The 24,367-nt window shown below is 59.2% G+C and carries 22 protein-coding genes; 12 read left to right on the top strand and 10 right to left on the bottom strand.

Annotation, left to right across the window (positions count from 1 at the left end; genetic code table 11):
• Nucleotides 1-25: 25 nt before the first annotated feature.
• From sufB to HMPREF2781_RS00615, 8 genes are all read left to right on the top strand, one after another.
• Nucleotides 26-1,432: a Fe-S cluster assembly protein SufB gene (gene sufB / locus HMPREF2781_RS00580; protein WP_201829579.1), complete on the top strand. Its 1,407-nt coding sequence runs from the start codon at nucleotides 26-28 to the stop codon at nucleotides 1,430-1,432.
• Nucleotides 1,433-2,623: a Fe-S cluster assembly protein SufD gene (gene sufD, locus HMPREF2781_RS00585; protein ID WP_070643500.1), complete on the top strand. Its 1,191-nt coding sequence runs from the start codon at nucleotides 1,433-1,435 to the stop codon at nucleotides 2,621-2,623.
• Nucleotides 2,624-2,650: 27 nt separating this feature from the next.
• Nucleotides 2,651-3,409 carry a Fe-S cluster assembly ATPase SufC gene (gene sufC / locus HMPREF2781_RS00590; RefSeq protein WP_070444843.1) on the top strand — a complete coding sequence of 253 codons (759 nt, stop codon included), beginning with the start codon at nucleotides 2,651-2,653 and terminating at the stop codon, nucleotides 3,407-3,409.
• 64 nt (nucleotides 3,410-3,473) lie between these two features.
• Entirely contained in the window at nucleotides 3,474-4,721 is a 1,248-nt protein-coding gene (locus HMPREF2781_RS00595) for a cysteine desulfurase (RefSeq protein ID WP_070643502.1), read from the top strand.
• On the top strand, nucleotides 4,718-5,167 hold the full coding sequence (gene sufU / locus HMPREF2781_RS00600) for a Fe-S cluster assembly sulfur transfer protein SufU (RefSeq protein WP_070444838.1): 450 nt from the start codon (nucleotides 4,718-4,720) through the stop codon (nucleotides 5,165-5,167). The genes HMPREF2781_RS00595 and sufU overlap by 4 nt, the downstream gene beginning before the upstream one ends.
• A complete protein-coding gene (locus tag HMPREF2781_RS00605) occupies nucleotides 5,168-5,596 on the top strand; it encodes a metal-sulfur cluster assembly factor (protein WP_070444828.1) in 429 nt (142 codons plus the stop codon).
• Nucleotides 5,597-5,924: 328 nt separating this feature from the next.
• Nucleotides 5,925-7,556, top strand: coding sequence for an ABC-F family ATP-binding cassette domain-containing protein (locus tag HMPREF2781_RS00610; RefSeq protein ID WP_070643505.1), 1,632 nt, complete (start codon nucleotides 5,925-5,927; stop codon nucleotides 7,554-7,556).
• Nucleotides 7,557-7,720: 164 nt separating this feature from the next.
• The gene (locus HMPREF2781_RS00615) at nucleotides 7,721-8,458 is read left to right on the top strand and encodes a hypothetical protein (protein ID WP_070643508.1); all 738 of its coding nucleotides are present in this window, start codon (nucleotides 7,721-7,723) and stop codon (nucleotides 8,456-8,458) included.
• Here the strand turns inward: HMPREF2781_RS00615 and HMPREF2781_RS00620 are convergent.
• From HMPREF2781_RS00620 to HMPREF2781_RS00635, 4 genes are all read right to left on the bottom strand, one after another.
• Nucleotides 8,455-9,039: a hypothetical protein gene (locus HMPREF2781_RS00620; protein ID WP_070445034.1), complete on the bottom strand. Its 585-nt coding sequence runs from the start codon at nucleotides 9,037-9,039 to the stop codon at nucleotides 8,455-8,457. The genes HMPREF2781_RS00615 and HMPREF2781_RS00620 overlap by 4 nt on opposite strands.
• Complete coding sequence (locus HMPREF2781_RS00625) at nucleotides 9,032-9,721, bottom strand: MerR family transcriptional regulator (RefSeq protein WP_070643511.1); 690 nt, start codon at nucleotides 9,719-9,721, stop codon at nucleotides 9,032-9,034. The genes HMPREF2781_RS00620 and HMPREF2781_RS00625 overlap by 8 nt, the downstream gene beginning before the upstream one ends.
• Nucleotides 9,722-9,793: 72 nt before the next feature.
• Complete coding sequence (locus HMPREF2781_RS00630) at nucleotides 9,794-11,158, bottom strand: PFL family protein (protein ID WP_070643514.1); 1,365 nt, start codon at nucleotides 11,156-11,158, stop codon at nucleotides 9,794-9,796.
• Between the two features lie 15 nt (nucleotides 11,159-11,173).
• Nucleotides 11,174-11,443, bottom strand: a complete 270-nt coding sequence (locus HMPREF2781_RS00635) for an ACT domain-containing protein (RefSeq protein ID WP_010186707.1) — start codon at nucleotides 11,441-11,443, stop codon at nucleotides 11,174-11,176.
• 79 nt (nucleotides 11,444-11,522) lie between these two features.
• On the opposite strand from HMPREF2781_RS00635, the gene HMPREF2781_RS00640 reads away from it, so the two are divergent.
• Nucleotides 11,523-12,212, top strand: a complete 690-nt coding sequence (locus HMPREF2781_RS00640) for an SDR family oxidoreductase (RefSeq protein ID WP_070643516.1) — start codon at nucleotides 11,523-11,525, stop codon at nucleotides 12,210-12,212.
• Here the strand turns inward: HMPREF2781_RS00640 and HMPREF2781_RS00645 are convergent.
• The 5 genes from HMPREF2781_RS00645 to can all read right to left on the bottom strand — a co-directional run bounded on the left by HMPREF2781_RS00645 (nucleotide 12,209) and on the right by can (nucleotide 18,294).
• Nucleotides 12,209-12,955 carry a hypothetical protein gene (locus HMPREF2781_RS00645; protein WP_070643519.1) on the bottom strand — a complete coding sequence of 249 codons (747 nt, stop codon included), beginning with the start codon at nucleotides 12,953-12,955 and terminating at the stop codon, nucleotides 12,209-12,211. The genes HMPREF2781_RS00640 and HMPREF2781_RS00645 overlap by 4 nt on opposite strands.
• Before the next feature lie 50 nt (nucleotides 12,956-13,005).
• A complete protein-coding gene (locus HMPREF2781_RS00650) occupies nucleotides 13,006-13,788 on the bottom strand; it encodes a hypothetical protein (RefSeq protein ID WP_070643522.1) in 783 nt (260 codons plus the stop codon).
• A 106-nt stretch (nucleotides 13,789-13,894) separates the two neighbouring features.
• Nucleotides 13,895-14,686, bottom strand: coding sequence for a hypothetical protein (locus HMPREF2781_RS00655; RefSeq protein ID WP_246821743.1), 792 nt, complete (start codon nucleotides 14,684-14,686; stop codon nucleotides 13,895-13,897).
• Nucleotides 14,687-14,734: 48 nt separating this feature from the next.
• A complete protein-coding gene (locus HMPREF2781_RS00660; RefSeq protein WP_070444799.1) occupies nucleotides 14,735-15,307 on the bottom strand; it encodes a TetR/AcrR family transcriptional regulator in 573 nt (190 codons plus the stop codon).
• 170 nt (nucleotides 15,308-15,477) lie between these two features.
• Entirely contained in the window at nucleotides 15,478-18,294 is a 2,817-nt protein-coding gene (gene can, locus HMPREF2781_RS00665; protein WP_210384566.1) for an aconitate hydratase, read from the bottom strand.
• Between the two features lie 371 nt (nucleotides 18,295-18,665).
• On the opposite strand from can, the gene HMPREF2781_RS00670 reads away from it, so the two are divergent.
• From HMPREF2781_RS00670 to HMPREF2781_RS00680, 3 genes are all read left to right on the top strand, one after another.
• The gene (locus HMPREF2781_RS00670; protein ID WP_070444793.1) at nucleotides 18,666-19,142 is read left to right on the top strand and encodes an Rv1476 family membrane protein; all 477 of its coding nucleotides are present in this window, start codon (nucleotides 18,666-18,668) and stop codon (nucleotides 19,140-19,142) included.
• Between the two features lie 1,462 nt (nucleotides 19,143-20,604).
• Entirely contained in the window at nucleotides 20,605-22,440 is a 1,836-nt protein-coding gene (locus tag HMPREF2781_RS00675) for a DIP1281 family NlpC/P60 protein (RefSeq protein ID WP_070444791.1), read from the top strand.
• A gap of 26 nt (nucleotides 22,441-22,466) precedes the next feature.
• The gene (locus HMPREF2781_RS00680) at nucleotides 22,467-23,585 is read left to right on the top strand and encodes a ferrochelatase (RefSeq protein WP_070444789.1); all 1,119 of its coding nucleotides are present in this window, start codon (nucleotides 22,467-22,469) and stop codon (nucleotides 23,583-23,585) included.
• On the opposite strand, the gene HMPREF2781_RS00685 is transcribed toward HMPREF2781_RS00680, so the two are convergent.
• Nucleotides 23,582-24,349: a hypothetical protein gene (locus tag HMPREF2781_RS00685; protein WP_070444787.1), complete on the bottom strand. Its 768-nt coding sequence runs from the start codon at nucleotides 24,347-24,349 to the stop codon at nucleotides 23,582-23,584. The genes HMPREF2781_RS00680 and HMPREF2781_RS00685 overlap by 4 nt on opposite strands.
• Between the last annotated feature and the right edge of the window lie 18 nt (nucleotides 24,350-24,367).

Here is a 24,367-nt window from a genome sequence, read left to right on the forward strand (position 1 = left end):
ACCAGCACCAGGGCTTGAGACCAAGATGAGCGATGACGAGATCATCTCTTCCATCGGTGGCTATGAGTACGGCTGGCGTGATTCCGACGAAGCCGGCCAGGCTGCACACCGCGGTTTGAGCGAGGATGTCGTCCGCGATATCTCGAAGAAGAAGAACGAGCCGGAATGGATGCTCGAGTCCCGCCTTAAGGCGCTGCGTGTATTCAACAAGAAGCCGGTTCCGACGTGGGGCCCGGATCTTTCCGGAATCGACTTCGACAACATTAAGTACTTTGTCCGCTCCACCGAGAAGCAGGCCCAGACCTGGGATGACCTGCCGGATGACATTAAGGAAACCTACGACAAGCTAGGTATTCCGGACGCCGAAAAGAAGCGACTTGTCTCTGGTGTTGCCGCGCAATATGAGTCCGAGGTGGTTTACCACAAGATCCGTGAGGACCTTGAGGCCCAAGGCGTTATCTTCGTTGATACCGACACCGCAGTGCGCGAATACCCGGAGATCCTCCAGGAATACTTCGGCACTGTTATTCCGGCCGGCGACAACAAGTTCTCCGCGCTGAATAACGCGTGCTGGTCCGGTGGTTCCTTCGTGTACGTCCCGAAGGGCGTCCACGTGGATATCCCGCTGCAGGCCTACTTCCGCATTAACACCGAGAACATGGGCCAGTTCGAGCGCACCCTCATCATCGTGGAAGAGGGCGCCTACGTTCACTACATCGAGGGCTGTACCGCGCCGATCTACAACTCGGATTCGCTGCACACCGGTGTTATCGAGATCGTCGTGAAGAAGGGCGGCCGCTGCCGCTACACCACCATTCAGAACTGGTCCACCAACGTCTACAACCTGGTGACTCAGCGCGCCAAGGTCGAGGAGGGCGGCACCATGGAATGGGTCGATGGCAACATCGGCTCCAAGGTGACCATGAAGTACCCGTCCTGCTGGCTGACCGGCGAGCACGCCAAGGGTGAGGTCCTCTCCCTGGCCTTTGCTGGCGATAACCAGGTCCAGGACACCGGCTCCAAGATGATCCACATGGCGCCGAACACGTCCTCCAACATCGTCTCGAAGTCCGTGGCCCGCAACGGCGGCCGCGCGGCCTACCGCGGCTTGGTGCAGGTCAACGCTAACGCTACGAACTCCGCTGCCAACGTTGAGTGTGATGCCTTGCTTGTGGACAATGACTCGAGGTCGGATACGTATCCGTACAATGACATCCGTAATGATCACGTCACCCTTGGCCACGAGGCAACGGTCTCCCAGGTTTCTGAGGAGCAGCTGTTCTACCTCATGTCCCGCGGTATCGCTGAGGAAGAGGCCATGGCGATGATTGTGCGCGGCTTCGTCGAGCCGATTGCTAAGGAGCTCCCGATGGAATACGCGCTGGAGCTCAACCGTCTTATCGAGCTGCAGATGGAAGGATCGGTGGGCTAAGTGGTAGCTTCCAATGAATTTAATCCTGCTGACGTCACTAAGGGAGACCAATTCACGTCCTTCAACGTAGAGGACTTCCCAGTGCCGCACGGCCGCGATGAGGTCTGGCGTTTCATTTCCTTGCGTAACCTGCGTGGCCTGCATAATGGTGAGTTCGCACCGGCTACGGCGCAGCAGATCGACGTGGTGGCTCCGGAAGGCGTGACCTCTGAGACGGTTGCGCCTGACGACGACCGCCTGGGAACCGCTGGCGCACCTGCTGACCGCGTTGCAGCTCAGGCGTGGTGCTCCATGCCGGAGGCCCAGATTGTCAGTGTTGCCGCTGATGCACGTCCCGACAAGCCGGTGGAGATCACCATCACCGGCGCAGGTGAGGGCGTGACGTCCTTTGGCGCGACCTCCATTCACGTGGGCAATCACGCGGAGGTCACCATCGTTCTTAAGTACGTCGGTTCCGGCACTCACGCAGACAACGTGGAGTTCGTGCAGGGCGACGGCTCCCAGGTCACCGTCGTCGTCGACGCTGACTGGGAGGACGACGCAGTGCACCTGTCCCACCAGATTGCGAAGGTGGGCCGCGACGCCGTACTGCGCCACAACACCGCTATCTTTGGCGGCGAGATCGTGCGCCTCGTTCCACGCGTAATTTTCGATGGCCCCGGTGGCGATGCCGAGCTGCTCGGTGTCTACTTTGCTGATGCCGGCCAGTACTTTGAGAACCGCCTGCTGGTGGACCACGACGTGCCAAACTGCCGCTCCCGCGTCTTCTACAAGGGCGCTCTACAGGGAGCTACGGCTGCGCAGAAGGCCGAAGCCGGCTCTGCTTCCCGTACCCCGGAGGCCCGCACCTGCTGGGTCGGTGACGTGCTCATCCGCAAGAATGCGAACAACACGGACACCTATGAGACGAACAACAACCTGATCCTCACCGAGGGTGCGCGCGCTGATGCCATCCCGAACCTGGAGATCCAGACCGGTGAGATCGTCGGTGCTGGCCACGCCGCAACGGTGGGCCGCTTCGACGACCTCGAGCTGTTCTACCTCATGTCCCGCGGTATCCCTGCCGCCGAGGCACGTCGCCTCATCATCCGCGGCTTCTTCTCTGAAGTCATTTCCCGCATCCCGGTCGAGTCCCTGCGCGAGGATCTGGAATCCCGCGTCGTCGACGAGCTCGCCAAGATCAACGCTTAAATCTTTCCGAAAGCAGGTACCAACTCAATGTCTACCCTGGAAATCAAGAATCTCCACGCGCAGGTGCTCCCACATGAGGAGGACGGTGAGCCCACGCCGATCCTCAAGGGCGTAAACCTCACCATCAATTCCGGTGAGACCCACGCTGTCATGGGTCCGAACGGCTCCGGCAAGTCCACTCTGTCCTACGTTATCGCTGGTCACCCCAAGTACGAGGTGACCGAGGGTGAGGTGCTCCTCGACGGCGAGAATATCCTCGAGATGGAAGTCGATGAGCGCGCCCGCGCTGGTCTCTTCCTGGCTATGCAGTACCCGACTGAGGTGCCGGGCGTGAAGATGTCGCAGTTCATGCGTTCCGCCGTGACCGCTATCCGCGGTGAGGCTCCGAAGCTGCGTGAGTGGAACAAGGAGCTCACTGAGGCTCGTGAGAAGCTGGCCATCGATAAGTCCTTTGCACACCGCTCCGTGAACGAGGGCTTCTCCGGTGGTGAGAAGAAGCGCCACGAGGTTATGCAGCTGGATATCCTCAAGCCGAAGTTCGCCGTCATGGATGAGACCGACTCCGGCCTGGACGTCGACGCCCTGCGCGTCGTTTCCGATGGCATCAACAGCTACCAGGAGGAGACCAAGGGTGGCATCCTCCTCATCACGCACTACAAGCGCATCCTCAACTACGTTGTCCCGGACTTTGTCCACGTCTTCGCCGACGGACAGATCATCAAGACCGGCGGCGCTGAACTGGCTGACCAGCTTGAGGCAGACGGCTACGAGCAGTTCCTCAAGTAGGCAGTAGCGCCGATCACGACCACACCACGACACGCTAGAGAAGAAGAACCGAGCACAAGGACCTATGCCTGAACTAGACGTTACTGCGATTCGGGAACAATTCCCTATCCTCTCGCGCACCGTGCGCGACGGTAAACCACTGGTGTACCTGGATTCGGGAGCGACCTCGCAACGTCCCCTGCCGGTATGGAAGGCCGAGGAGGAGTTCGTGCTCGGCACCAACGCGCCGGTACACCGTGGCTCTTACCAGCTGGCGGAGGAGGCTGATGACGCCTATGAGTCCGCTCGCCAGGCCATTGCCGCCTTCGTTGGAGCTGATCGCGATGAGATTTCCTTCACCAAGAACGCCACGGAGGCGTTGAATGAAGTTGCCTATGTGCTCAGTGACGAGCGCGCGGGCGAGCTTTATGTTGGTGAGGGCGATACCGTCGTGGTCACCGAACTGGAGCACCACGCGAACTTGGTGCCGTGGCAAGAGCTGTGCCAGCGCACCGGCGCGACGCTGAAGTGGTACTCCATGACTGAGGACGGCCGCATTGATCTCGATTCGCTCGAGCTCGATGACTCTGTCAAGGTCGTGGCTTTTACCCACCAATCCAACGTGACCGGGGCCGTGGCGCCCGTCGCAGAGTTGGTGCGTCGTGCTCGTGCCGTGGGCGCCATGGTCGTCCTCGACGCCTGCCAGTCGGTGCCCCACATGCCCGTGGATTTCCACGAACTCGACGTCGATTTCGCCGCGTTCTCTGGGCACAAGATGTGTGGGCCGACCGGCGTGGGCGTTCTCTACGGCAAGCAACAGCTGTTGGCGCAGCTGCCGCCTTTCCTCACTGGCGGCTCCATGATCGAGGTAGTCAAGATGGAGGGTTCGACGTTCGCCGAGCCACCCACCCGCTTTGAGGCTGGTACCCAGATGACCAGCCAGGTTGTGGGCCTTGGTGCAGCAGTGAAGTTCTTGAGCGAGGTGGGCATGGACGCCATCCACGCTCATGAGCAAAAACTCACTGCATTGGCCTTGGAGAAGCTTGCTGAGATCCCCGGCGTGCGCATCATCGGGCCTGAGAACACCGAGGATCGTGGGGGAGCGGTCTCCTTCATTGTCGATGGGATCCACCCACATGATTTGGGCCAGGTTCTTGATTCCCATGGTGTGTCCATCCGCACCGGCCACCATTGTGCGTGGCCGCTGCACCGCGCGTGCCAGGCTAATTCGACCGCACGCGCTAGCTTTTACCTGTACAACACTGAGGACGAGGTCGACGCCCTCATAGAGGCAGTGCGGGCTGCCCGCACCTTCTTTGGAGTGAGCGCATGAACCTAGATTCCATGTACCAGGACGTCATCCTCGACCACTACAAGAACCCGAAATTCTCTGGCCTGCGCGAAGGCCAAGCAGAGGTTCACCACGTCAACCCTTCCTGCGGCGATGAGCTCACCCTGCGCGTGAAGTTGTCTCCTGATGGTTCCACCGTCGAGGACGTGTCCTACGACGCCGAGGGATGCTCCATCTCGCAGGCTTCGACTTCTGTCATGGCAGAGGAAATCGTCGGCATTCCCCTCGAGGAGGCGAACGCCAAGCTAGCCGAGTTCGAGAGGATGGTGACCTCCCGCGGGGAGGTTGAGGGTGATGACGAGATTATTGGGGATGGCATCGCCTTCGCCGGCGTGGCTAAGTTCCCAGCCCGTGTAAAGTGCGCTCTCCTCGGTTGGAAAGCTTTCCAAGCCGCCACCGTCGAAGCGCTGAATGAATTGGAGAAGTAGATGGCTGATAACACTGAAACCACTGGTGGCAGCACTGATCCTTACCAGGATCAGAATGCTTCCTTTGATGGCGCTGCTGTCAAGCCTGAACAAACCGAAGAGCAGATTTCCAAGGTCTTCGATATCACCGAGTATCTTCGCGATGTCATCGACCCGGAGCTTGGCATCAACATCGTTGATCTGGGTTTGGTTTATGACGTCTGGCTCGACGAGATCGACGGCAAGAACACCTGCGTCATTAACATGACTCTGACCTCCCCGGCTTGTCCGCTCACTGATGTCATCGGCGAGCAGATCGAGGATGTCATCGTGGGCAACAAGCTCGCCGAGGCAGTCCAGCTCAACTGGGTCTGGATGCCACCGTGGGGCCCGAACATGATTACTGAGGAGGGCCGCGAGATGCTCCAGGCCCTCGGCTTCGCCGTATAGAGTCTGCGAGACGTCGCGGCTAGTCCCACCGCCGGTTCGAGAGTGCACATTCTCCTTGTGTCCACACGAACCGGCGGTGTTCTGCGTATATGTGAGCATCCCTCGCCACTGTCAACGCGGTCTCCTCAACCAAAAGCAAAGCCCCAGACCTCGATCCCGAAAGACACAGGTGGGCGTCGCCAAGCACTGGCTCACTCAGTAGAGGCGAACAGGAGGTTGCGGGATCGAGGTCTGGGGATCTATTCGTCAGTGGTGGTTCGCAAGCGATGCTGTGCCTGGGCGCCGTGCAGTTCGGGTTTAACTGCCCTGGTTGCTAGACTGTTTCGACGTGATTGTGACCAATGATTTCGAGGTGCGCGTGGGCGCACGCACGCTTCTCGACGCCCCCGGCCAGCACCTTCGAGTGCAACCGGGGGATCGTATCGGCTTGGTCGGCCGCAATGGCGCGGGCAAGACGACGACGATGCGCATCCTGGCGGGGGAGACCGAGCCCTATGGCGGCTCGGTGACACGCTCTGGTCCTATTGGTTACCTGCCGCAGGATTCCCGTGAGGGCAATATCGAGCAGACCGCTCGTGAGCGCGTGCTCTCCGCTCGCGGCTTAGATGAGATCAAGCGCCGCATGGCCAAGCAGCAAGAGCTGATGGAAACCGCCACGGACGATAGGTTCCGCGACAAGGCCATTCGTAAGTTCTCCCGCCTCGAGGAGGAGTACCACACGTTAGGTGGCTACGAGGCAGACTCCGAGTGCGCCCAGATCTGCGACAACTTGGGCCTGCCGCAGCGCGTGCTCGACCAGCAGCTTAAGACGCTGTCCGGCGGTCAGCGCCGCCGAGTGGAGCTGGCGCAGATTCTCTTCGCAGCTTCGGCTGGGTCAGGCAAGTCCCAGACCACGCTGCTTCTCGACGAGCCCACGAACCACCTCGACGCGGATTCGATTACGTGGTTGCGCGGCTTCTTATCCAAGCACGAGGGTGGCCTCGTGATGATTTCCCACGACGTCGACCTGCTGGAAGCCGTCTGCAACAAGGTCTGGTTCCTTGATGCCGTGCGCGCCGAAGCAGACGTCTACAACATGGGCTTTAAGAAGTACCTTGATGCTCGCGCCACCGATGAGGCACGCCGCCGCCGCGAGCGCGCCAACGCGGAGAAGAAAGCCGCAGCACTACACAAGCAAGCCGCCAAGTTGGGAGCGAAGGCCACGAAGGCCGCCGCCGCCAAGCAGATGCTGCACCGTGCTGAGCGCATGATGAACGAGCTGGATGATGTTCGCGTGGCCGATAAGGTAGCCCACATTAAGTTCCCGGAACCAGCTCCCTGCGGCAAGACTCCGATGAACGCCAAGGGCCTGACCAAGATGTACGGTTCGCTGGAGGTTTTTGCCGGCGTCGATTTGGCCATCGACAAGGGCTCCCGCGTGGTTGTGCTGGGCTATAACGGTGCCGGCAAGACGACTCTGCTTAAGCTTCTGGCGGGCGTGGAGCGCACCGATGGCGAGGGCGGCATCGTCTCCGGCCACGGCCTGCGCATCGGCTACTTTGCGCAGGAGCATGACAACATCGACCCAGACAAGACCGTGTGGGAAAATACCATCGAGGCCTGTCCTGATGCTGGCCAACAGGATTTGCGTGGACTGCTGGGTGCCTTCATGTTCTCCGGTGACAAGGTGGAGCAACCCGCCGGAACGCTCTCCGGTGGTGAGAAAACCCGACTGTCGCTGGCAACGCTGGTGTCCTCGCGTGCCAACGTGCTGCTTCTCGACGAGCCTACAAACAACCTCGACCCACAGTCCCGCGAGCAGGTGCTCGATGCCCTAGGCACCTACACCGGCGCCGTGGTCTTGGTTACCCACGACCCGGGTGCGGTCAAGGCGCTCAACCCGGAACGCGTCATCATCATGCCGGACGGCGATGAGGATTTGTGGAACGACGAGTACATGGAAATCGTGGAGCTAGCCTAAAGACTATTTCCCAAATATAGCTCTGTCCTGATTCTGCTTCCTGCGCTAGACTCGGGCTCACAACCACACCGCTCAAGACTCTTCTCTTGGGTCCTTCCGCTTCCCACGCACAGGGTCTAGAAGTGGTAAGACCCCTTCGCGCCGCCGCTGGAGAGGAAGAGACCATGAGCACCGCCGCGACCCTAGATTCCGTCATCGAACCTTTGCTCACCGGATTGGTGAGCAAGCGCCCTGAAGTACGAGTGGACTGGGCCTATACCGAATTGAAAGAAGGCATTGAGTCAGGCCAGTGGGACAGCCATCTCGGCCAGATTCGGGAGCGCCTCACCGGTTACCTGCGTACAGGCAAGGTGTGGACCAAGGCTTTGTCCGCTCAGTTGCTGAATGTGCTCGCGGAAGCAGGCCACTTCCACTACGAGGACTACCTCACCTTCCGCGCGTGGTATGTCACAGAGGAGGACACACGCGGCATCGTCAAAGACATTGGTCCTATCATGGCCGTCGGCTACGGCGCTGACTACGTAGAAACCTGTGTTCGCATAGGAATGATCCCGGCTGTCGAAGGTGCGGCGATCATCTCGTGCCGCCTTCGCGCGCCCGGAGGAGTGTGGCATGACGATGAGAGCATCCGCTTAGCGCGTGCGGCCTGCACCACGATTGCCAAGAGTACCTCGCCGCATATCCTCGAAATTTGGACCGAACGGCTGAGCACTACCGTGCTCACCGAAGGCATTCGCAACAATAACCGTGCCGTAGTCGAAAATTTCGCCCACTTTCTTACGGCCACAGCTGACATGGTCCGCAGTGAACCGGAGAAGTGGGGAATTGACGCTGAACGTGCGGATCTCGTGTTGCCGATGATTGCGGAGATTGAAGAAGAACTTCGCAACGCCAGTAATTAGCAAGAAATAGCACCATAAAAGCGCACCTTCGTTACCTCCTTTGGGTGAGCGCGCTGCCATGGGTAGCGGTCCGGTGATGCCTGGACGGGTTCACTGAGGTCAAGGATGGTATCGGTTCCAGCTGGGCCACCGACCGTGAGTTCACCTTTGTTTATAACAACCGCTGATTCGAATGTACGGTCTGCCCGCCTGCTACGGACAAGAACCATCGGTACCTTAACGAAGACAGTTTTTCCGCGCCGCAAAACCGTGAGTTCGTTGGTGACATAGCTAGGTCGAATACGTTCAGCAGCGATCAAGCCCCACACAAAGATGATGGCCCACAGCGACAGCAGCAACGCCAGAATTCGTAGAACGCCCACAGGGAGTAGAAAGTGAACGGCCACCATTTCAACCACCAGCACCGCAGTGACGAAGCCGAGCATCTGTAGCCTGCCCGGAGGGTGGGGAAGTGCCACCGCTCCGGCGGGGACCAACGTCTGGCCCCGCATCCAGCGCCACAGATCGTGGTAGAGGCCCAATTCATATTTGGCTAGGCGAAATCCAGGATGTTTCTCCACAAATCGCCAGATACTAGCCACCTGAGCCACCTACCAGAGCTTTGAGCGCTACACCTTGCGCACCAGTAGTCGGAGCATCAGCCACGGTCAGCGGAGCGTTACCAGGTCGCAAGGTGGGATAGATTCCTCGCATCAACCCGTGTTCCCCCAGGTAGCGCATCTTCTCGATGATACGCGCGACCTCACAATCATGCGGAGACAGCGAGCCAAGCTCTCGCCACAACATTTCAGCCTCGCGGAGAGCTGCAAGGCAATAGTCGTCGGCGAGGTTCTGTCGTAGCTGTTTCCAGGTGGCTGATGTAGCGACTCCGGTAAGTGCAATGAGATCCCAGGAATCCAGTTCGAGTTGAAGCATTGCCGGATCCTCGATGACCTGGCTGAGGGAGTCACGGATATCCTCTGGTGTCCCTTTGGGGGCTTGAGAAAGGGCACGCAAACGTTCTCGCTGCTGTTGCAGCCGAGCAATGCGCTCATCCAGCATGTTAAACGAGCGCTCGACCGCATCAGGAGATGAGACATCAGCGACGGGAACGCCGGCGTCGATAAGTGCACGCGCTCGCAGCACCGAAGCCAGGTCAGAGACAGAATAGTCGCGATAGTTTCCGCTGGTGCGTGCGGGTTCAGGAACCGCGCCCGTTTCGTGCAAATGGCGCACGGAGCGCACTGAGCAACCAGCGACCGCGGCGACGTCCGATATCTTCATAGGATAAAGCTAAACCCTCACATTGTGTGAGGGTCAAGTGCTCGGTGCGCATTGCTCCGTGTGGTGTTCTCCTTAGTTGCGGAAACCGTGCACCGGCGCCGGGATGAAGCCACCGCGTTTGATGAAGGTGGAGTTGCCCACTTCATTAACCGGGATGACCGGGGCGTAGCCCAGAAGGCCGCCGAAGTTGACCTCGTCGCCAGCCTTGGTACCTGGAGCAGGGACGACGCGCACGGCGGTTGTCTTATGGTTCATCACGCCAATGGCGGCTTCGTCCGCGATCATACCGGCGATGGTCTCCGCAGAGGTATCGCCCGGAATGGCGATCATGTCCAAGCCCACAGAGCAGATCGAGGTCATGGCCTCCAGCTTGTCAATGGAGATAGCGCCAGAGCGCACCGCATCGATCATCCCCTTGTCCTCAGAAACCGGGATGAAGGAACCGGACAGACCACCCACGCGGGAGCAGGCCATCATGCCGCCCTTCTTGACGGCGTCGTTAAGCAACGCGAGCGCTGCCGTGGTGCCGTGCGTGCCCACCTGATCCAGCCCCATATGCTCCAGGATGTGTGCGACGGAGTCACCCAGTTCCGCGGTGGGAGCAAGCGAGAGGTCAATGATGCCAAAGGGGACACCGAGGCGCTGAGAAGCCATGGAACCCACGAGCTGGCCGGCGCGAGTTACCTTGAAGGCTGCCTTCTTGACTTCCTCGGCGACCTCATTGAGGGTGGCTCCCTCAAGGGAGCCGAGCGCGCGATCGACGACACCGGGTCCGGATACGCCAACAGAAACCACGCAGTCCGGCTCCTCAATACCGTGGAAAGCGCCGGCCATGAAGGGGTTATCGCCCACGGAGTTGGAGAAGATCACGAGCTTGGCGCAACCGATAGCGCTGCGGTCCTTGGTCAGCTCGGCTGCTTCCTTGATGATGCGTCCCATCTGGGCCGCGGCATTCATGTTGATGCCGGCGCGGGAGGAGGCGATGTTCACCGAGGAGCAGACGAGGTTCGTCTCTGCGAGGGCTTCCGGGATGGATCGGATCAGGGCCTTTTCAGCAGTGGTAGCGCCCTTTTCAACGAGCGCGGAGTAGCCGCCAACGAAGTCGACGCCGGTCGCGGCTGCCGCACGGTCGAGCGCGCGGGCGACGTCTACGGGGTTTCCTTCGACGCCGGCCACGATGAGCGCGATTGGGGTGACGGAGATGCGCTTGTTGACGATCGGGATGCCGAGCTCGGCCTCGATTCCCTCGCACACCTCAACCAGCTGTGCGGCGCGGGTGGTCACGAGGTCGTAGACAGCCTCAGCGGTGGCTTCCATGGTGGAGCGCGTGCAGCCGAGCAGCGAAATGCCCATGGTGACGGTGCGGATATCGAGACGGTATTTCTCGATCATCTCGATGGTGTCGAGAATGCTGGCGGTATTGAAGCGGTTAAGCATGACTGGTTATCGCCCCTAAATTTCGTTCATTGCGGTGAACAGCGCTTCCGACTGCACGCGGATGGATTGTTTGATGGACTCACCGACGGTGTTCATCCGTTCCTGGAGCTGCTGGATGCTGACCTCGTTCTCATCGAATTCGACGCGCAAGATCATGGTGAAGTACTCAGACATGAGGGTCTGGGAGACATCAACGATATTGACGTTAAGCTCTGCGAGGGCGGTGGACACGGCGGAGATAATGCCGGTGTTATCGACACCGGTAACAGTCATGATGGCGATCATGACTAGATTGTAGCCTGTAGGTTTTTCCAGCTGTCCTGGGGTCCTGCAGAGATATCAGACAGCGCGTACGGTGGCGCTCATGACTGATACGACAACAACTGCACGCAAGAAGGTTCTGTACATCGGCGGCCATGGCAAGGTTGGGCTTTTAGCGGCGCCCAAGCTTGTCGACGCCAATCTTACCGTCCATTCCCTTATCCGTAACCCCGACCAGGTCGCTGATGTTGAAGCCCTCGGCGCCACTGCAGTGGTGCGCGATCTCACCGAGCTTTCTGTTGAAGACTGGGTAGAGCTTTTGGCTGACTATGACGTCGTCGTGTGGGGTGCCGGAAACGGTGGCCGCGCTGGCGCTGACGTAACCTGGGCGGTGGACCGCGATGCCGCGCTCGCATCGATTGCGGGTCTGGAGAAGCTAGCTGTTGACGGTAAGAACGCTCCGGCCTACATCATGATTTCCTACATGGGTGCCACGACCAATACCACCGATCCCGCGGACGAGAAGTGGTATGCCTACGTGGAGTCCAAGAAGGCCGTAGATAATAAGCTGAATTCGACCGATCTCAATTACCTTATTCTGGGTCCCGCGGCACTCACGGAAGAGCCTTCTCAGGGCATCACCGTGCTCGATAGCGATGCTGAGCGCACGAGCGATATGACGACTTCCCGGGAGCTTGTGGCCGAGGTTGTCGCTGAGGTGGCTCGCCGCGATAGCTTCCCGGCCTCGCCTCTGGAATTCATCGATGGTGAAGGCAGCGTTAAGGACATCTAGGAAGCAGAGGATGCGGCGGCGTTAAGACCGGCTATTACTTGCTCGCGGCTGAGTCCATGACGCAGGCTTGCAAAGCGTAGTGGCTTTGTGGATAAGTGAGCGGCAATGTACCACCCCGTGGTGCGCTCAAAGATGGCCTTGCTTTGAAAACGCACCACGCCGATGCCCTGTTCGCGGAAGGCACGTGGAGAAGTGAGAGACGCAAACTCATCGCTGATGATGTCGTGAATAGTGCCATCGGGAAGGAAAAGGCGCACTTTCGCTTTGTAATAGTACTGGGTGGGTTCATATTCTGGGACGTATTCGCCGGTCTGCCAGATCTCGCTGAGCAATGCGGGATAATACTCTATCCATCCATTTTCTGCGGCGGTACGTATCCGGCGCGCACCCCATGTCGAGCTGCGTATTGACCAAAGATTTCTAGCTGCTGTAACCACGAACAAGACAGCGAAGAATGCCGCGGCCAATCCCTGCCATCCGGAGCTGAAGGACAGATCTTCAAAAATAAGGATTGGAACCGCCATGGCGCAGAGTATTACTGCCACCACAATGCGCGTGCGAAGTTCTTTAGTTTCAAGCGTTTTCCCGCCAAGAAGTGGACTTGCTGTTGCGATTGCACACGTGATGGCGCTAGTTGCTGGCGAGGGGTTGGGAGAAGAAACTGACCGATGACTTCGAGGAATCAGCCTTTCATTGTATTCATGGTCGGGAAAGTCAAAAGGGGCTATGTAGTGTTGAGGCATTCTTATCGGCTCCTAGAAGGCGGCCAGTCTAGACTGTAAATCCTTGAGCATTAACCTTTTATCCAGTTTTGCTCGGCAAAAGACAGCGCCGCCTCGATGTTCTTCTTGCGCAGACCATGCTGGAGTTCTAGTCGCGGATTATCCGAGTCGGCGCGGTATCCCACCACACTCCAGCCGTTATTGTGGTTGAAGTCGACGGTGGCGACGAGGGGACCGTCGGCGAGCAACCGGCCACGCAGCTTCAGCCAGTTCGGATTCGGAGCAATGAACTCCGCTGTCCGGCTCTTTGTCAATGAGCCGTCCGGCTGCAAAATCAGTATCGGGGCGGTGTAGTAGTAATCGGTGGTGTCGTTGTAATCGACGCGACGCTTATAAACCAGCTCACCGATCAATGCGGGGCGGTACTCAATCCATCCATTCGCCCACGCAGTGCACAGCCGCGTCGTGGATCCCCAGCGCCCTCGCATGACCATAACTCCGATAAGGATGAATACCAGTGCGGTGAGCGCGATGATAATGCTGGCTATCGGTATCCCGCCGATGGTTCCATCTGCGCCGGGAAAAAGGACGAAGAGGAAAAGCGCATGCGTCACTGAGAAGAACAGGGACATAACTCCCATGGAGATGACAATGAATCCAGCGATGGTCATGCCGAGATTCGTTTGGCCGATCGGTGACCCGACGCTATCGATAGCTTCGCGTATGCCGCTGCGATCTACGTTGGGGTTGGGCTGCTGATCGTGCTCCTTTAGCTCCTTAGGCGCGAGGGAGCCGGCGCTGGCTGCATCAAATTTCAGCGGTGACCGAGGCAATTGAATAGAAGATTGCGTCATGGATCACAGTGTAAAGGGCTTGGAGCCGCCTTTCTCGTCGCTTCAACACCCAACGGGGAGCAGGACCCGTGTGGAGCGGCGGGCCGACCCCAATGAAAGAGCGGCCTTAGCGCACCCAGCGCTGTTCGGCGAAGGAGAGAATGGCTTCTACCTGGCGCCCGGTGAGGCCACACGAAAGTTCTGCTTCTGAACTCGTCCCGTCGGTACGGTAAGCAGCGACGGTCCATCCATTGTTATTCGTGGAGTCCACGGTTGCTAAGCGGGATCCTTCGGCAATAGCAGTGCCCCGCGATCTCAGCCAGTTCGGATTGCCAGCGCGGAACTCACCGGACATGGCTTTAGCTAGTGTGCCGTCTGGCTGGAGGAGCAGAAGGGGCGCCGAGTAATAAAAATAGGTTCGTTCACGGTCGTCGGGGCCTACGGTTTTGCTGCGTAGGTACACCAACTCACCGATGAGAGCAGGACGGTATTCTACCCAGCCGTTGCGCCATGCAGTGCGCAGACGCCGAGAACGACTGACTTTCATGGCCACGCGTCGCAAGCCAATCCCCACGATGATCAGGATGATCAGTAAAGGGAAGACGGGAATGAAAGAGATGAGCCGAAACTGTGAAATGACATGTCGCGCTGAGCCGAGGAAATCGTAAATAAAAGTGAACGCCATGCCGCATACGAAGAGCACCACGATAGTGATAAAAATCCAGGTAGCCACGTCGCCAGACTTCAGGCGCCCAGGCAGCGGACCAGCCTCCTCGATGACCTCGCGGAGCCCTGAATTATCTATTCGCGCGCTCGGCTGAGCATCGTGGGCGCGCTGTTCTTTCGGAGCAAGCCGGGGTGTGGCGTTTAGACTAATTCCACACTGCGTCCGCGGAAGCTGTAGGGGAGTATGGTGCATACGCCATAGTGTAGCGTCAATCACACTCCGCCACTGAGCGTTAATCGCTTAGTGCTCGGCGCGGGAGCCGCGAATCGATTGTTCTACCAAACTCAACACCTGGTCTAGGTTCTTGGTGTCTCCCAGCGCGAGGCGGTTGATGAAGCCGTCCATGAAAGTCTCTAGGTACGTCACGAGGGTATCGATGGAGACGTCATCGCGCAGGCGACCTTTTTCGGCGTTGGATTCCAAGCGAGCGCGTACCGCCTTATCCAGAACTTCTTGCTCTTCGTGCCACCGAGCGGCGAAAGACGGATCGGTGCGCAGCATCGAGGTAACGGCCAGGCGAGTGGCCAACCAGTCGTGGCGCTCAGGGTGGCGCAGCATCTCGCTCATAACCTCAACCAGACCGTTATTTGCCACAACCTCGGCCTCGCGGGCCGCGTCTTCCCGGGCCAGGGCCAAAAAGAGAGACTCTTTATCGCCGAAGTGGTGAAAGATAGCCCCACGCGATTTGCCCGTGGCTTCTTCAAGGCGGCGGACTGTAGCACCGTCATAGCCGTGCTCCGCAAAGCATTTTCGTGCCCCAACCAGGATGTCGTTGCGGCGGCGATGAAGTTCGGAGTCGCTCATAATCGGCATGGCTGGAATCTCGCTCCTTATAGCACGGCGGGGGATAATCAGGTGATGAAAATACGTAAAGGTTAGGAAATAGAAAAGGCCAGCCAGCACTCGTTGTTGCTAGCTGGCCTTTTGCCTAGTTATGCGGGGCTATCCGTAGTCGGCGTCCCCGCATGCGGGACAAGGCTGGTTTAGGCCTTGACCATCTGGCGCAGAACGAACTGCAGGATGCCGCCGTGGCGGTAGTAGTCGGCCTCACCAGGCGTGTCGATGCGAACCTTGGCATCGAACTCAACGGTCTCGCCGGATTCCTTGGTAGCGGTCACGTGGACCGTCTTCGGAATGCCGCCCTCGTTAAGAGCCTCAATGCCCTCGATATCGAAGGTCTCGGTGCCGTCCAGGCCCAGAGACTCGTGGGACTTGCCCTCCGGGAACTGCAGCGGGATGACGCCCATACCGATGAGGTTCGAGCGGTGGATGCGCTCGAAGGACTCGGTGATGACGGCCTTCACACCAAGCAGGTTGGTGCCCTTAGCAGCCCAGTCACGGGAGGAACCGGTGCCGTACTCCTTGCCGGCAAGGACAACCAGCGGGATGTTGGCTGCCTTGTAGTTCTCGCAAGCATCGAAGATGAAGGCCTGCGGTGCGCCCTCCTGGGTGAAGTCGCGGGTGTAGCCACCGGCGACGTCGACCAGCTGGTTCTGGAGGCGGATGTTGGCGAAGGTACCGCGCATCATGACCTCGTGGTTACCACGACGGGAACCCAGGGAGTTGTAGTCCTGGCGCTCCACACCGTTGGCATCCAGGTACTGAGCGGCCGGGGTGCCCGGCTTAATGGAGGAAGCAGGGGAGATGTGGTCGGTGGTTACGGAGTCACCGAGCTTAGCCAGAACACGAGCGCCCTTGATGTCCTGAACCGGTTCCGGCTCAGTTGGCATGCCGTCGAAGTACGGTGCCTTGCGGATGTAGGTGGAGTCCTCGTTCCACTTGAAGGTCTCACCCTCCGGAACGTCCAGGCTGCGCCATGCGTCATCGCCCTTGAACACGTCGGCGTAGTCCGCCTCGTAGAGCTCGCGGGAGATGGCCTGCTGGATGGTGTCCTCAATCTCCTGCGGGGAAGGCCAGATGTCCTTGAGGAAGATATCGTTGCCATCCTGATCCTGGCCCAGCGGCTGGGTCTCGAAATCGAAGTCCATGGTGCCGGCAATAGCGTAGGCGATGACCATGATGGGGGAAGCCAAGTAGTTCATCTTGACGTCCGGGGAGATGCGGCCCTCGAAGTTACGGTTACCGGACAGCACCGCGGTAGCAGCCAGGTCATGCTCGTTGATGGCGTTGGAAATTTCCTCCGGCAGCGGGCCGGAGTTACCGATACAGGTGGTGCAGCCGAAACCGGAGAGGTAGAAGCCCAAGGCCTCCAGATCCTTCCAGAGGTCTGCGCGCTGGAAGTAGCCATCCACAACCTGGGAACCCGGAGCACAAATGGTCTTAACCCACGGCTTGGACTTCAGGCCCTTCTCGGCCGCCTTGCGGGCGATGAGGCCTGCGCCGACCATGACGGACGGGTTGGAGGTGTTGGTGCAGGAGGTGATGGAAGCGATGGCTACCATGCCGTGGTCCAAGGTGTACTCGCCGCCGTTCGGGGAGGTGACAGTCACCGGGTTGGACTGGCGGCCGGAGCCACCCTTGGCTGCGGATTCGCCCTCACCAGCGCGAGACTTGTTCAGGCCACCGGTCACGTCGACGAGGGAGTTCTCGTCGGCGCCCTCAGCGGTCATGCGCTTCGCCTCGATGGTGGACTCGTCTGCAACAACCTCGCCGGAAGCGTAGGTCGGCAGATCCTTACGGAACTGTTCCTTGGCCTCGGAGAGGAGGATGCGGTCCTGCGGGCGCTTCGGGCCGGCGATAGAGGGCTTAACGGTGGACAGGTCCAGCTCGAGGTACTCGGAGTACTCTGCCTCCGGAGCGTCCTGCTCCAGCCACATACCCTGCGCCTTGGCGTATGCCTCGACGCGGTCGATCTGCTCCTGCGGGCGGCCGGTGAGTTCGAGGTACTTGATGGTCTCCTCGTCGATCGGGAAGATCGCGGCGGTAGAACCGAACTCGGGGGACATGTTGCCGATGGTGGCGCGGTTGGCCAGCGGCACCGACTTCACGCCATTGCCGTAGAACTCAACAAACTTCTGAACGACGCCGTGCTGACGCAGCATCTCGGTGATGGTCAGAACCACATCGGTTGCGGTCACACCGGTCGGAATCTCGCCGGTGAGCTTGAAACCCACGACGCGGGGGATCAGCATGGACACCGGCTGGCCCAGCATTGCAGCCTCGGCCTCGATGCCGCCGACGCCCCAGCCCAGAATGCCCAGGCCGTTCTCCATGGTGGTGTGGGAGTCAGTGCCGATACAGGTATCCGGGTAAGCAACACCGTCGTTGTCGAAGACAACGCGGGAGAGGTACTCAATGTTGACCTGGTGGACGATACCGGTTCCCGGAGGAACAACGCGGAAGTTGGAGAAGTTCTCAGCACCCCAGCGCAGGAACTGGTAACGCTCCTGGTTGCGCTCGTACTCGATCTCAACGTTCTTCTCTAGAGCTTCGGTGGAGCCGAAGGCCTCGACGATGACGGAGTGGTCAATAACCATCTCAGCCGGGTTGAGCGGGTTCACCTGGTCCGGCTTGCCGCCGAGGGCGGTGATAGCTTCACGCATGGTTGCCAGGTCCACCACACAGGGGACACCGGTGAAGTCCTGCATAAGAACACGGGCCGGGGTGAACTGGATCTCGGTATCCGGCTCAGCGGAGGGATCCCAGTTCGCCAAAGCGTTAATGTGATCCTTGGTTACGTTCTTCCCGTCCTCGTAGCGCAGCTGGTTCTCAGCCAGCACCTTGAGGGAGTAAGGAAGCTTCTCCAGGCCCTCGACTGCGTTGATGTCGAAGTAGTCATAAGACTTACCGTTGACCTCAAGAGTCTTCTTGGCGCCGAAGGAGTTCAGGCTTTCAGTCATAAGGAGCTCCATTCCTTGCTTTTGCTTGTGGGTTATCGAACACTGGTCGAAGGTTCATCGAATTTGCCGTCATGCCCTAGCAGCCAACTGGAGCCAGGAATTTCGACAGTCTCAGAACGCTAATGTTCCGTATCTATTGTAGATGTAAGAACCCTCGGTTGACACCAGCATAACAGTACGAGCGTTCTGTTTCCTACATTTCGGGGGTAGCGGCGAGTCGCCCACGTCAACCGCACTGCACGGTTTAGGCTCAGTCGGGAGCAGCAGGGGGGAAACGCCCCCGCCAAAGAAATGAGCGTGACGAGCCGTGACGCCAAGCACAGCGATCAAGGTCCCAATGTTCATTGAGGCTAGAGATTAAGGAGAGGCGAATGATTCCTGCGGGAGTAGACGTAGATGACATCGCCGATCAGCTCTCGGCCGATGGCGTGGCATTCTCCAATCCAGAACTAGCGCTTGACGACGACCTCCAGACCCACATCGCAGAATCCCTCCAACCCAACCACGGCATTGCTGTCGTTGATGTTTTTCCGGAGAAAATTCCAGATCTCCGCGATCTGGCCACAACCCTTCAAGAGCAAACGGGACTTGACACAGTAATTCTCCAGGCACCCATGCGGGTGTCCGCGGTCAGTAATTCTTATGACCGGGCAGCCCTAGAGGCGGCCGAAGATTCGCTTCCCACCGGACTCGATCAGGTAACCCTGCTTAATGATTTTTATGCCGTTGCAGATCAGTTCTCCGTGCCGTGGTTGTTGATTTTTGCGGTCGCGTTCACCGTTGCGGCGGTCGCTGGATGGGCGAGTTTCCGGGCAGCCGCCACGGAGGTTGAACCAGCCGATCACTAGGCGAGAAGACGCCGACCAACACGCGCCGGCCTTCAGTGCGGGGGAGTAGGGAAGTGGCGAAAATCAACCACTAAGACTTGATTTTTCGCCGGGGGAGTGGTTGCCGCTAGGCTTTCGAGCCTTCCAAAGCTAGGTGTGCCACGAGACTTGAGACAGGCGCAGGGCGGGCAATTTCTCGTCCCGCTGGAGGGTGAAATCTCCGGCCGGCGGGCGGGCGATCCCGAGGTCGAAGCTGACGCCGCGAGGCAGAGCTCGAAGGGCGAAAGGCTAATGGGGTCTCGCACGCAAGTGCCGCCTCCTCAAGCACCCTCCGAATGGTGTGCCGCTAGGAACTCGCCCCCGAAGAGAGAAAGGCGCAAGGCAAGGCTTGGGACGCGACAAAGGGGCGGTGCCCGATGGGCAGGACAGGTGAGGGCCGAGGGTAGAGTGAGCAACATCACAGTCACACCTTCGTAACAATGTCATTGCAGGTTAGGTGCGCCTGTAACGCCGTGTGGTCATGCGTGGCTTATGTGAAAGATGGGGAAAGTGTGCGAGAAGGCGTGTCGGTGACGTATGGTTCACGTATCGACTCACGGGTTGACTATTGCTCCATACGTTCATGGACCAAGCCTTGACTCTCAACTGATTTGTCGCACGGGTATGTGGGGAAGCACGCCACGAGCGAAGGGAACTGTTGAGGTTCACCGCCTGGTGGATGACCGTCGCACCACTATGTTGATGCGCATAGCAGTACAGTTTGCTCGGCGCAGTCGGTACCAGTGTTCAAATTTTTTTAGATATCGAAACACCTACCTCCCGAGTGGAAGAGGCTTCATACACTTCATACGCATGCCTTTTTGAGGGCTGCGTCGGCCTGGGTTCCATCGGTTTCCGGTTGGGTGCCAGCCACGAGGGCTTGCGCGTGCGCCACTATTGGTGCGAGACGCGACCCTTCCATGAGCGCGGCGCCGAGCGAGGAGGAACCGACATAGGACTTATCGCCAGATTAGGGTGTGTGCCCCCTCATCGCCGGATCGCGCAGTCATATTTAAGCGCGCTCTATGCGGAGCAAACGAGCCCGCGAGTGCGCAGTCTGATTTGCTTTTATAAAGCGGTCCGGCTTGATGTTGGTGCACACACGAGACGCCGCGCAGTATCGTGTTGCCCCGTGTCAGTGATGGTGCAGCCCAACTTATTCGACCTATATTGTCGTGAAGTTGCTCGTAATCATCTAGGGCAACCCGCGTGGGCATACCCCGGCCAGCACCGGGTGCCAGCCTTTTCGGTTCCACTTATTCCTTTGGACGTAGCCGTCGTCGTAACATCCTGCGGGAAGACCGAGCTAGCTATGCGCACTTTGCGTGCCTTAACTACCGTTTGCCTGGCTGACTCGTTGCCTGTACCGCTCGATGTCCGGCACGCATGTCTGCACGACACGCATGACAGTTCCAATGAGGTAGGTGCCTAGGAGATAACTCTCGTGGCCACCACATCGTCATTTGGCTTCCGGCGTTTCAAGGCAGCTTTCGCTGCCATTGCGACCACCGCAGCCTTGTCTACCGCTTCTTCGCTCGCTCCTGCAGTGGCGGAGGAGCCTGAGCGGCTCAATATTGAGTCACTGCTGTCCTCTGATAGTCCTTCCATCGCTGACCTCGCCGGCGCCATCGCTCAGATTGAGGAACGCATCGCGCAAGCGGAGGCCGAAATCGGCATCCAACGTGAAACCGTCAACCGGGCGCTCGTTGATCTCAATGACGCTCGCACTAAGGCAGCCCAGGCTCGCCAGGGAACCGCGACGGCTCGCCAGGAGCTTGATGATGCCCAGGCAGACGTCGCCGATGCTCAAGCCAAGCTGGACGAGGTCTCACGCTCTGCCTACCGCCGAGCAAATACCTCTGACGCCGTTTCCCACGCGGCCGGCAAGGATGCCCGATCGGATATGTTGGAGCGCCAGTCCTACCTCCGCTCGCAATCAGAAAAGCAACAGGCCATTGTGAGCGATCTGGAAAAGGAGCGCACGGAGAAGGCCAACAAGGAGTCGCAGCTACGCAAGACCCAGCAGTTGGCTGAGGAGCGCGCAGAGAAGGCGGCCGATGCTGAGTCCGCTGCACGCGAACAGCTCTCCGCTTCCGAAGCTTCAATTGAAGAATCTGCGGCCGAGCGCGAGGACCTTCTCTCTCAACTCTCATCTCTCCACAAGGCCCTTAATCAAGCTAAGGGTGTTGACGTGGTCGATTCGTCAAGTCCAGAGACCGGAAAGAACGTCAACGATGAGGCCTTGTCGCCAGCGGGGGAGGCCGGTACTCAGGACACAACTACGGCCCCAGCCGATGACTCCACAGAGTCGACCCCAGAGACCGATTCCGTCGCGGCCGCCGGCCCTTCAGCCTCCGAGGCGAAGGACCCTACTTTGCAATCACAACGCTCTGCGCCCTCCGTTTCTGCTGAAGACATGGATGCGCTCTCGAGTGCCGCAAGCACTGTGGCCAACGATCCGAACGTGCAGGAATTGTCGTCGACAAGCACTGCAAGCTCCGCTGAAGAGGAGGCGACTTCAGGCGGCAGCGGCAGCTCCTTCGACCCGAGCGGGATCGATGCTGAGACGGTTGCATTGGGCATTGGCGCGGTAGGAACCGTAGCTTCCTTGGTCGCCGCTTCTCAGCCAGGCCACAGCAACAGCTTGAGCCAGGACGAGATCGACGCTTTGGTTGAAGGCTCCTCAAAGCTTTTCGCCCTGCAGGGCGAAGGCGCGAGCATCGCGGAGGCTAGCGATTCTGCTTCCGCGACTTCGGATGAAGACACTGTGGAGTCCGAGGTTTCCGGTGTGCTGGATCCACTTGACACGACCGATAGCGTCACGGATAAGGCTTCCGAATCTCTGGGTGATGCCTCCCGTGAGGCAAAGATCGAGACTGTCATTTCGCGCGCGACGTCCCAGGTAGGTGTTCCGTATGCGTGGGGCGGTGGCGATGCAAACGGTCCCACCCAGGGCATTCGTGACGGCGGCGTGGCGGATTCCCACGGTGACTACAACAAGGTCGGCTTCGACTGCTCGGGCCTTGTTCTCTATGCCTTTGCAGGAGTAGGCATTTCCCTGCCGCACTACACCGGCTACCAGTACCAGAAGGGGACCAAGATCGCACCGAGTGAGATGGAGCGTGGTGACCTAATCTTCTACGGCCCAAGCGGCAACCAACACGTGGCGATCTACCTCGGCGATGGCACGATGGTTGAAGCCCCGCAGTCTGGTCAAAACGTCAGCATTACCCCTGTGCGTCAAGGCGGCATGGCACCCTATGCCGTGCGCCTGATCTAGAACAGCCCGTTGCTAGACTGGGCTGCATGACTGACACACTGCGTACTGCCCAGGGCAACGCCCACAGCACCGATTCGGTGCCCTCTTCATTCGACGCCCTCCTCGTTCTTTCTTTCGGTGGCCCGGAAGCAAACGAGGAGGTCGTCCCGTTTTTGGAGAACGTTACCCGTGGCCGCGGCATTCCGCGCGAGCGCCTTATCGAAGTTGGGGAGCACTACTTTCACTTCGGTGGTAAAAGCCCCTTGAACGAATTGAACCGAGAGATTATTGACAACGTGGCCGTGGAGCTCAAGGCTCGCGGACATAATCTACCGGTTTACTTTGGTAACCGTAACTGGCATCCCTTCGGAACAGAAGCTGTCGAGAAAATGGCTGCCGACGGAGTGCGCAACGTGGCTGTCTTTGCTACCTCGGCGTGGGGTGGCTACAGTGCTTGCCGACAATACAACGAAGACATCGTCGCTTTGCGCAAGTACGTCGAAGACAAGAACTTGCCCGCCATGACCTTCACCAAGCTTCGTCAGTTCTTCGATCACCCGAAGTTCATCGAAGAGATGGCTGCCGCGGTCCGAGATGCCTACGCACAGGTCCCGGAAGACAAGCTGGCTAGCACCCGCATGCTGTTTACTGCCCACTCAGTTCCAACGGCGCACGATGCAGTGGGGGGTGCTGAAGGAGATAAGCACATTTACTCCCGCCAGGTGGCGGAAGCTTCCCGTCTCGTCGCCGAGGCAGCAGGGGTGGAGGACTATGACCTTGTATGGCAGTCGCGGTCAGGCAACCCGGCTACTCCATGGCTAGAGCCGGACATCGTCGATCACACGACGCTCATCCACCAGGAGGACGGTGTCGATGGCGTCGTCGTGTGTCCCATCGGATTCATCTCCGATCATATGGAGGTCATCTGGGACCTCGATTCAGAACTAAAGCAAGCCGCCGAGGAGATGGGGGTTAGCGTCTATCGCACCCACACCGCTGGTCCAACCACTCGTTTCGCCTCGCTCATCGTGGACCTCATCGATGAGCTGGAGCAGGGAACCGAGCCCGTTTCTCTCGGAGACGTCACTGTCCAAGGTTGCACCGTCGATGGTGCCCCCTGCGCTGAAGGGTGCTGCGATATCTGGTCGCTGCACAAGCCGCATTAACGCGCGAAATCCGTGAGCGCGTAGGCCACGCCAGCCATTCGTGCTTGACGGATGTGGCGCCATAGGCGCAGCAGCTGTGGATCGAGGCTGTGGTCCTGGATGCGGTCGGTCACTGTCTCGATGATGGCCGCGACGCGATCAGCGCGCGCAAAAAGTTTTGCTGCGCGCCCCGGTACCGCAGCGGGTAAACCCGGAGTGTCATAGAAGTCACTAAGAGTTCCCACCGTCAGCCGCGGATTGGGGAGAGCATCGCTGCGGTAGCCCAGAGCTTCGATGAGTGCTGCGGATTCATTCGTTGCGGCGCTCAATAGCGCATCAGCCTCGCCCGGGCTTAGCCACGCAGGCGAGGGGAGCGCAGCAGTTTCCTCAATTACCATCCACTGGGTGGCGCCGTCGGCATAAGAGGGCACCAATACTAAATGACGGTCTCTATCGTTGGTCCGCACCACGATAGCGCCGGCCGGATTATTAGCCGCTGCACGCGCCGAATCCGAACCCGCCGGTAGTGCTGGCGCCTCACCCGGGCCAGAAAGGATGAGTCGCAGGAGGGGCTCGCGTTCACCGCGCTCGATAATGGAGATGGTTTCGCGTCGGAGACGTGACATAACATCAAGGAAGGGTTCTCCGTTCGCTCCCTGCTGTTCCCCGCCTAGCTCGCGGAGGGCATCAAGGAAATCATCGGCGGATTCGTGTCCCCACAGCCACGCGCCAAGCCAGACGGCGACGTTTTGTACGGGGGACCAGACTTCGGCGCGCATATCCATGGCTGGACAGTGTAGACG

This window comes from Corynebacterium sp. HMSC062A03 (assembly GCF_001811145.1).
Classification (GTDB): Bacteria; Actinomycetota; Actinomycetes; order Mycobacteriales; family Mycobacteriaceae; genus Corynebacterium; species Corynebacterium aurimucosum.

Excerpts from the sequence above, each read along its gene's own strand:
- HMPREF2781_RS00680 (WP_070444789.1), top strand. The coding sequence starts at position 22,467 with ATGACTGACACACTGCGTACTGCCCAGGGCAACGCCCACAGCACCGAT.
- HMPREF2781_RS00650 (WP_070643522.1), bottom strand. The coding sequence starts at position 13,788 with ATGACGCAATCTTCTATTCAATTGCCTCGGTCACCGCTGAAATTTGAT.
- can (WP_210384566.1), bottom strand. The coding sequence starts at position 18,294 with ATGACTGAAAGCCTGAACTCCTTCGGCGCCAAGAAGACTCTTGAGGTC.
- HMPREF2781_RS00660 (WP_070444799.1), bottom strand. The coding sequence starts at position 15,307 with ATGCCGATTATGAGCGACTCCGAACTTCATCGCCGCCGCAACGACATC.
- HMPREF2781_RS00640 (WP_070643516.1), top strand. The coding sequence starts at position 11,523 with ATGACTGATACGACAACAACTGCACGCAAGAAGGTTCTGTACATCGGC.
- HMPREF2781_RS00595 (WP_070643502.1), top strand. The coding sequence starts at position 3,474 with ATGCCTGAACTAGACGTTACTGCGATTCGGGAACAATTCCCTATCCTC.
- HMPREF2781_RS00655 (WP_246821743.1), bottom strand. The coding sequence starts at position 14,686 with ATGCACCATACTCCCCTACAGCTTCCGCGGACGCAGTGTGGAATTAGT.
- sufC (WP_070444843.1), top strand. The coding sequence starts at position 2,651 with ATGTCTACCCTGGAAATCAAGAATCTCCACGCGCAGGTGCTCCCACAT.
- HMPREF2781_RS00685 (WP_070444787.1), bottom strand. The coding sequence starts at position 24,349 with ATGGATATGCGCGCCGAAGTCTGGTCCCCCGTACAAAACGTCGCCGTC.
- sufU (WP_070444838.1), top strand. The coding sequence starts at position 4,718 with ATGAACCTAGATTCCATGTACCAGGACGTCATCCTCGACCACTACAAG.
- sufB (WP_201829579.1), top strand. The coding sequence starts at position 26 with ATGAGCGATGACGAGATCATCTCTTCCATCGGTGGCTATGAGTACGGC.
- HMPREF2781_RS00630 (WP_070643514.1), bottom strand. The coding sequence starts at position 11,158 with ATGCTTAACCGCTTCAATACCGCCAGCATTCTCGACACCATCGAGATG.
- HMPREF2781_RS00635 (WP_010186707.1), bottom strand. The coding sequence starts at position 11,443 with ATGATCGCCATCATGACTGTTACCGGTGTCGATAACACCGGCATTATC.
- HMPREF2781_RS00625 (WP_070643511.1), bottom strand. The coding sequence starts at position 9,721 with ATGAAGATATCGGACGTCGCCGCGGTCGCTGGTTGCTCAGTGCGCTCC.
- HMPREF2781_RS00615 (WP_070643508.1), top strand. The coding sequence starts at position 7,721 with ATGAGCACCGCCGCGACCCTAGATTCCGTCATCGAACCTTTGCTCACC.
- HMPREF2781_RS00605 (WP_070444828.1), top strand. The coding sequence starts at position 5,168 with ATGGCTGATAACACTGAAACCACTGGTGGCAGCACTGATCCTTACCAG.
- HMPREF2781_RS00645 (WP_070643519.1), bottom strand. The coding sequence starts at position 12,955 with ATGCCTCAACACTACATAGCCCCTTTTGACTTTCCCGACCATGAATAC.
- HMPREF2781_RS00670 (WP_070444793.1), top strand. The coding sequence starts at position 18,666 with ATGATTCCTGCGGGAGTAGACGTAGATGACATCGCCGATCAGCTCTCG.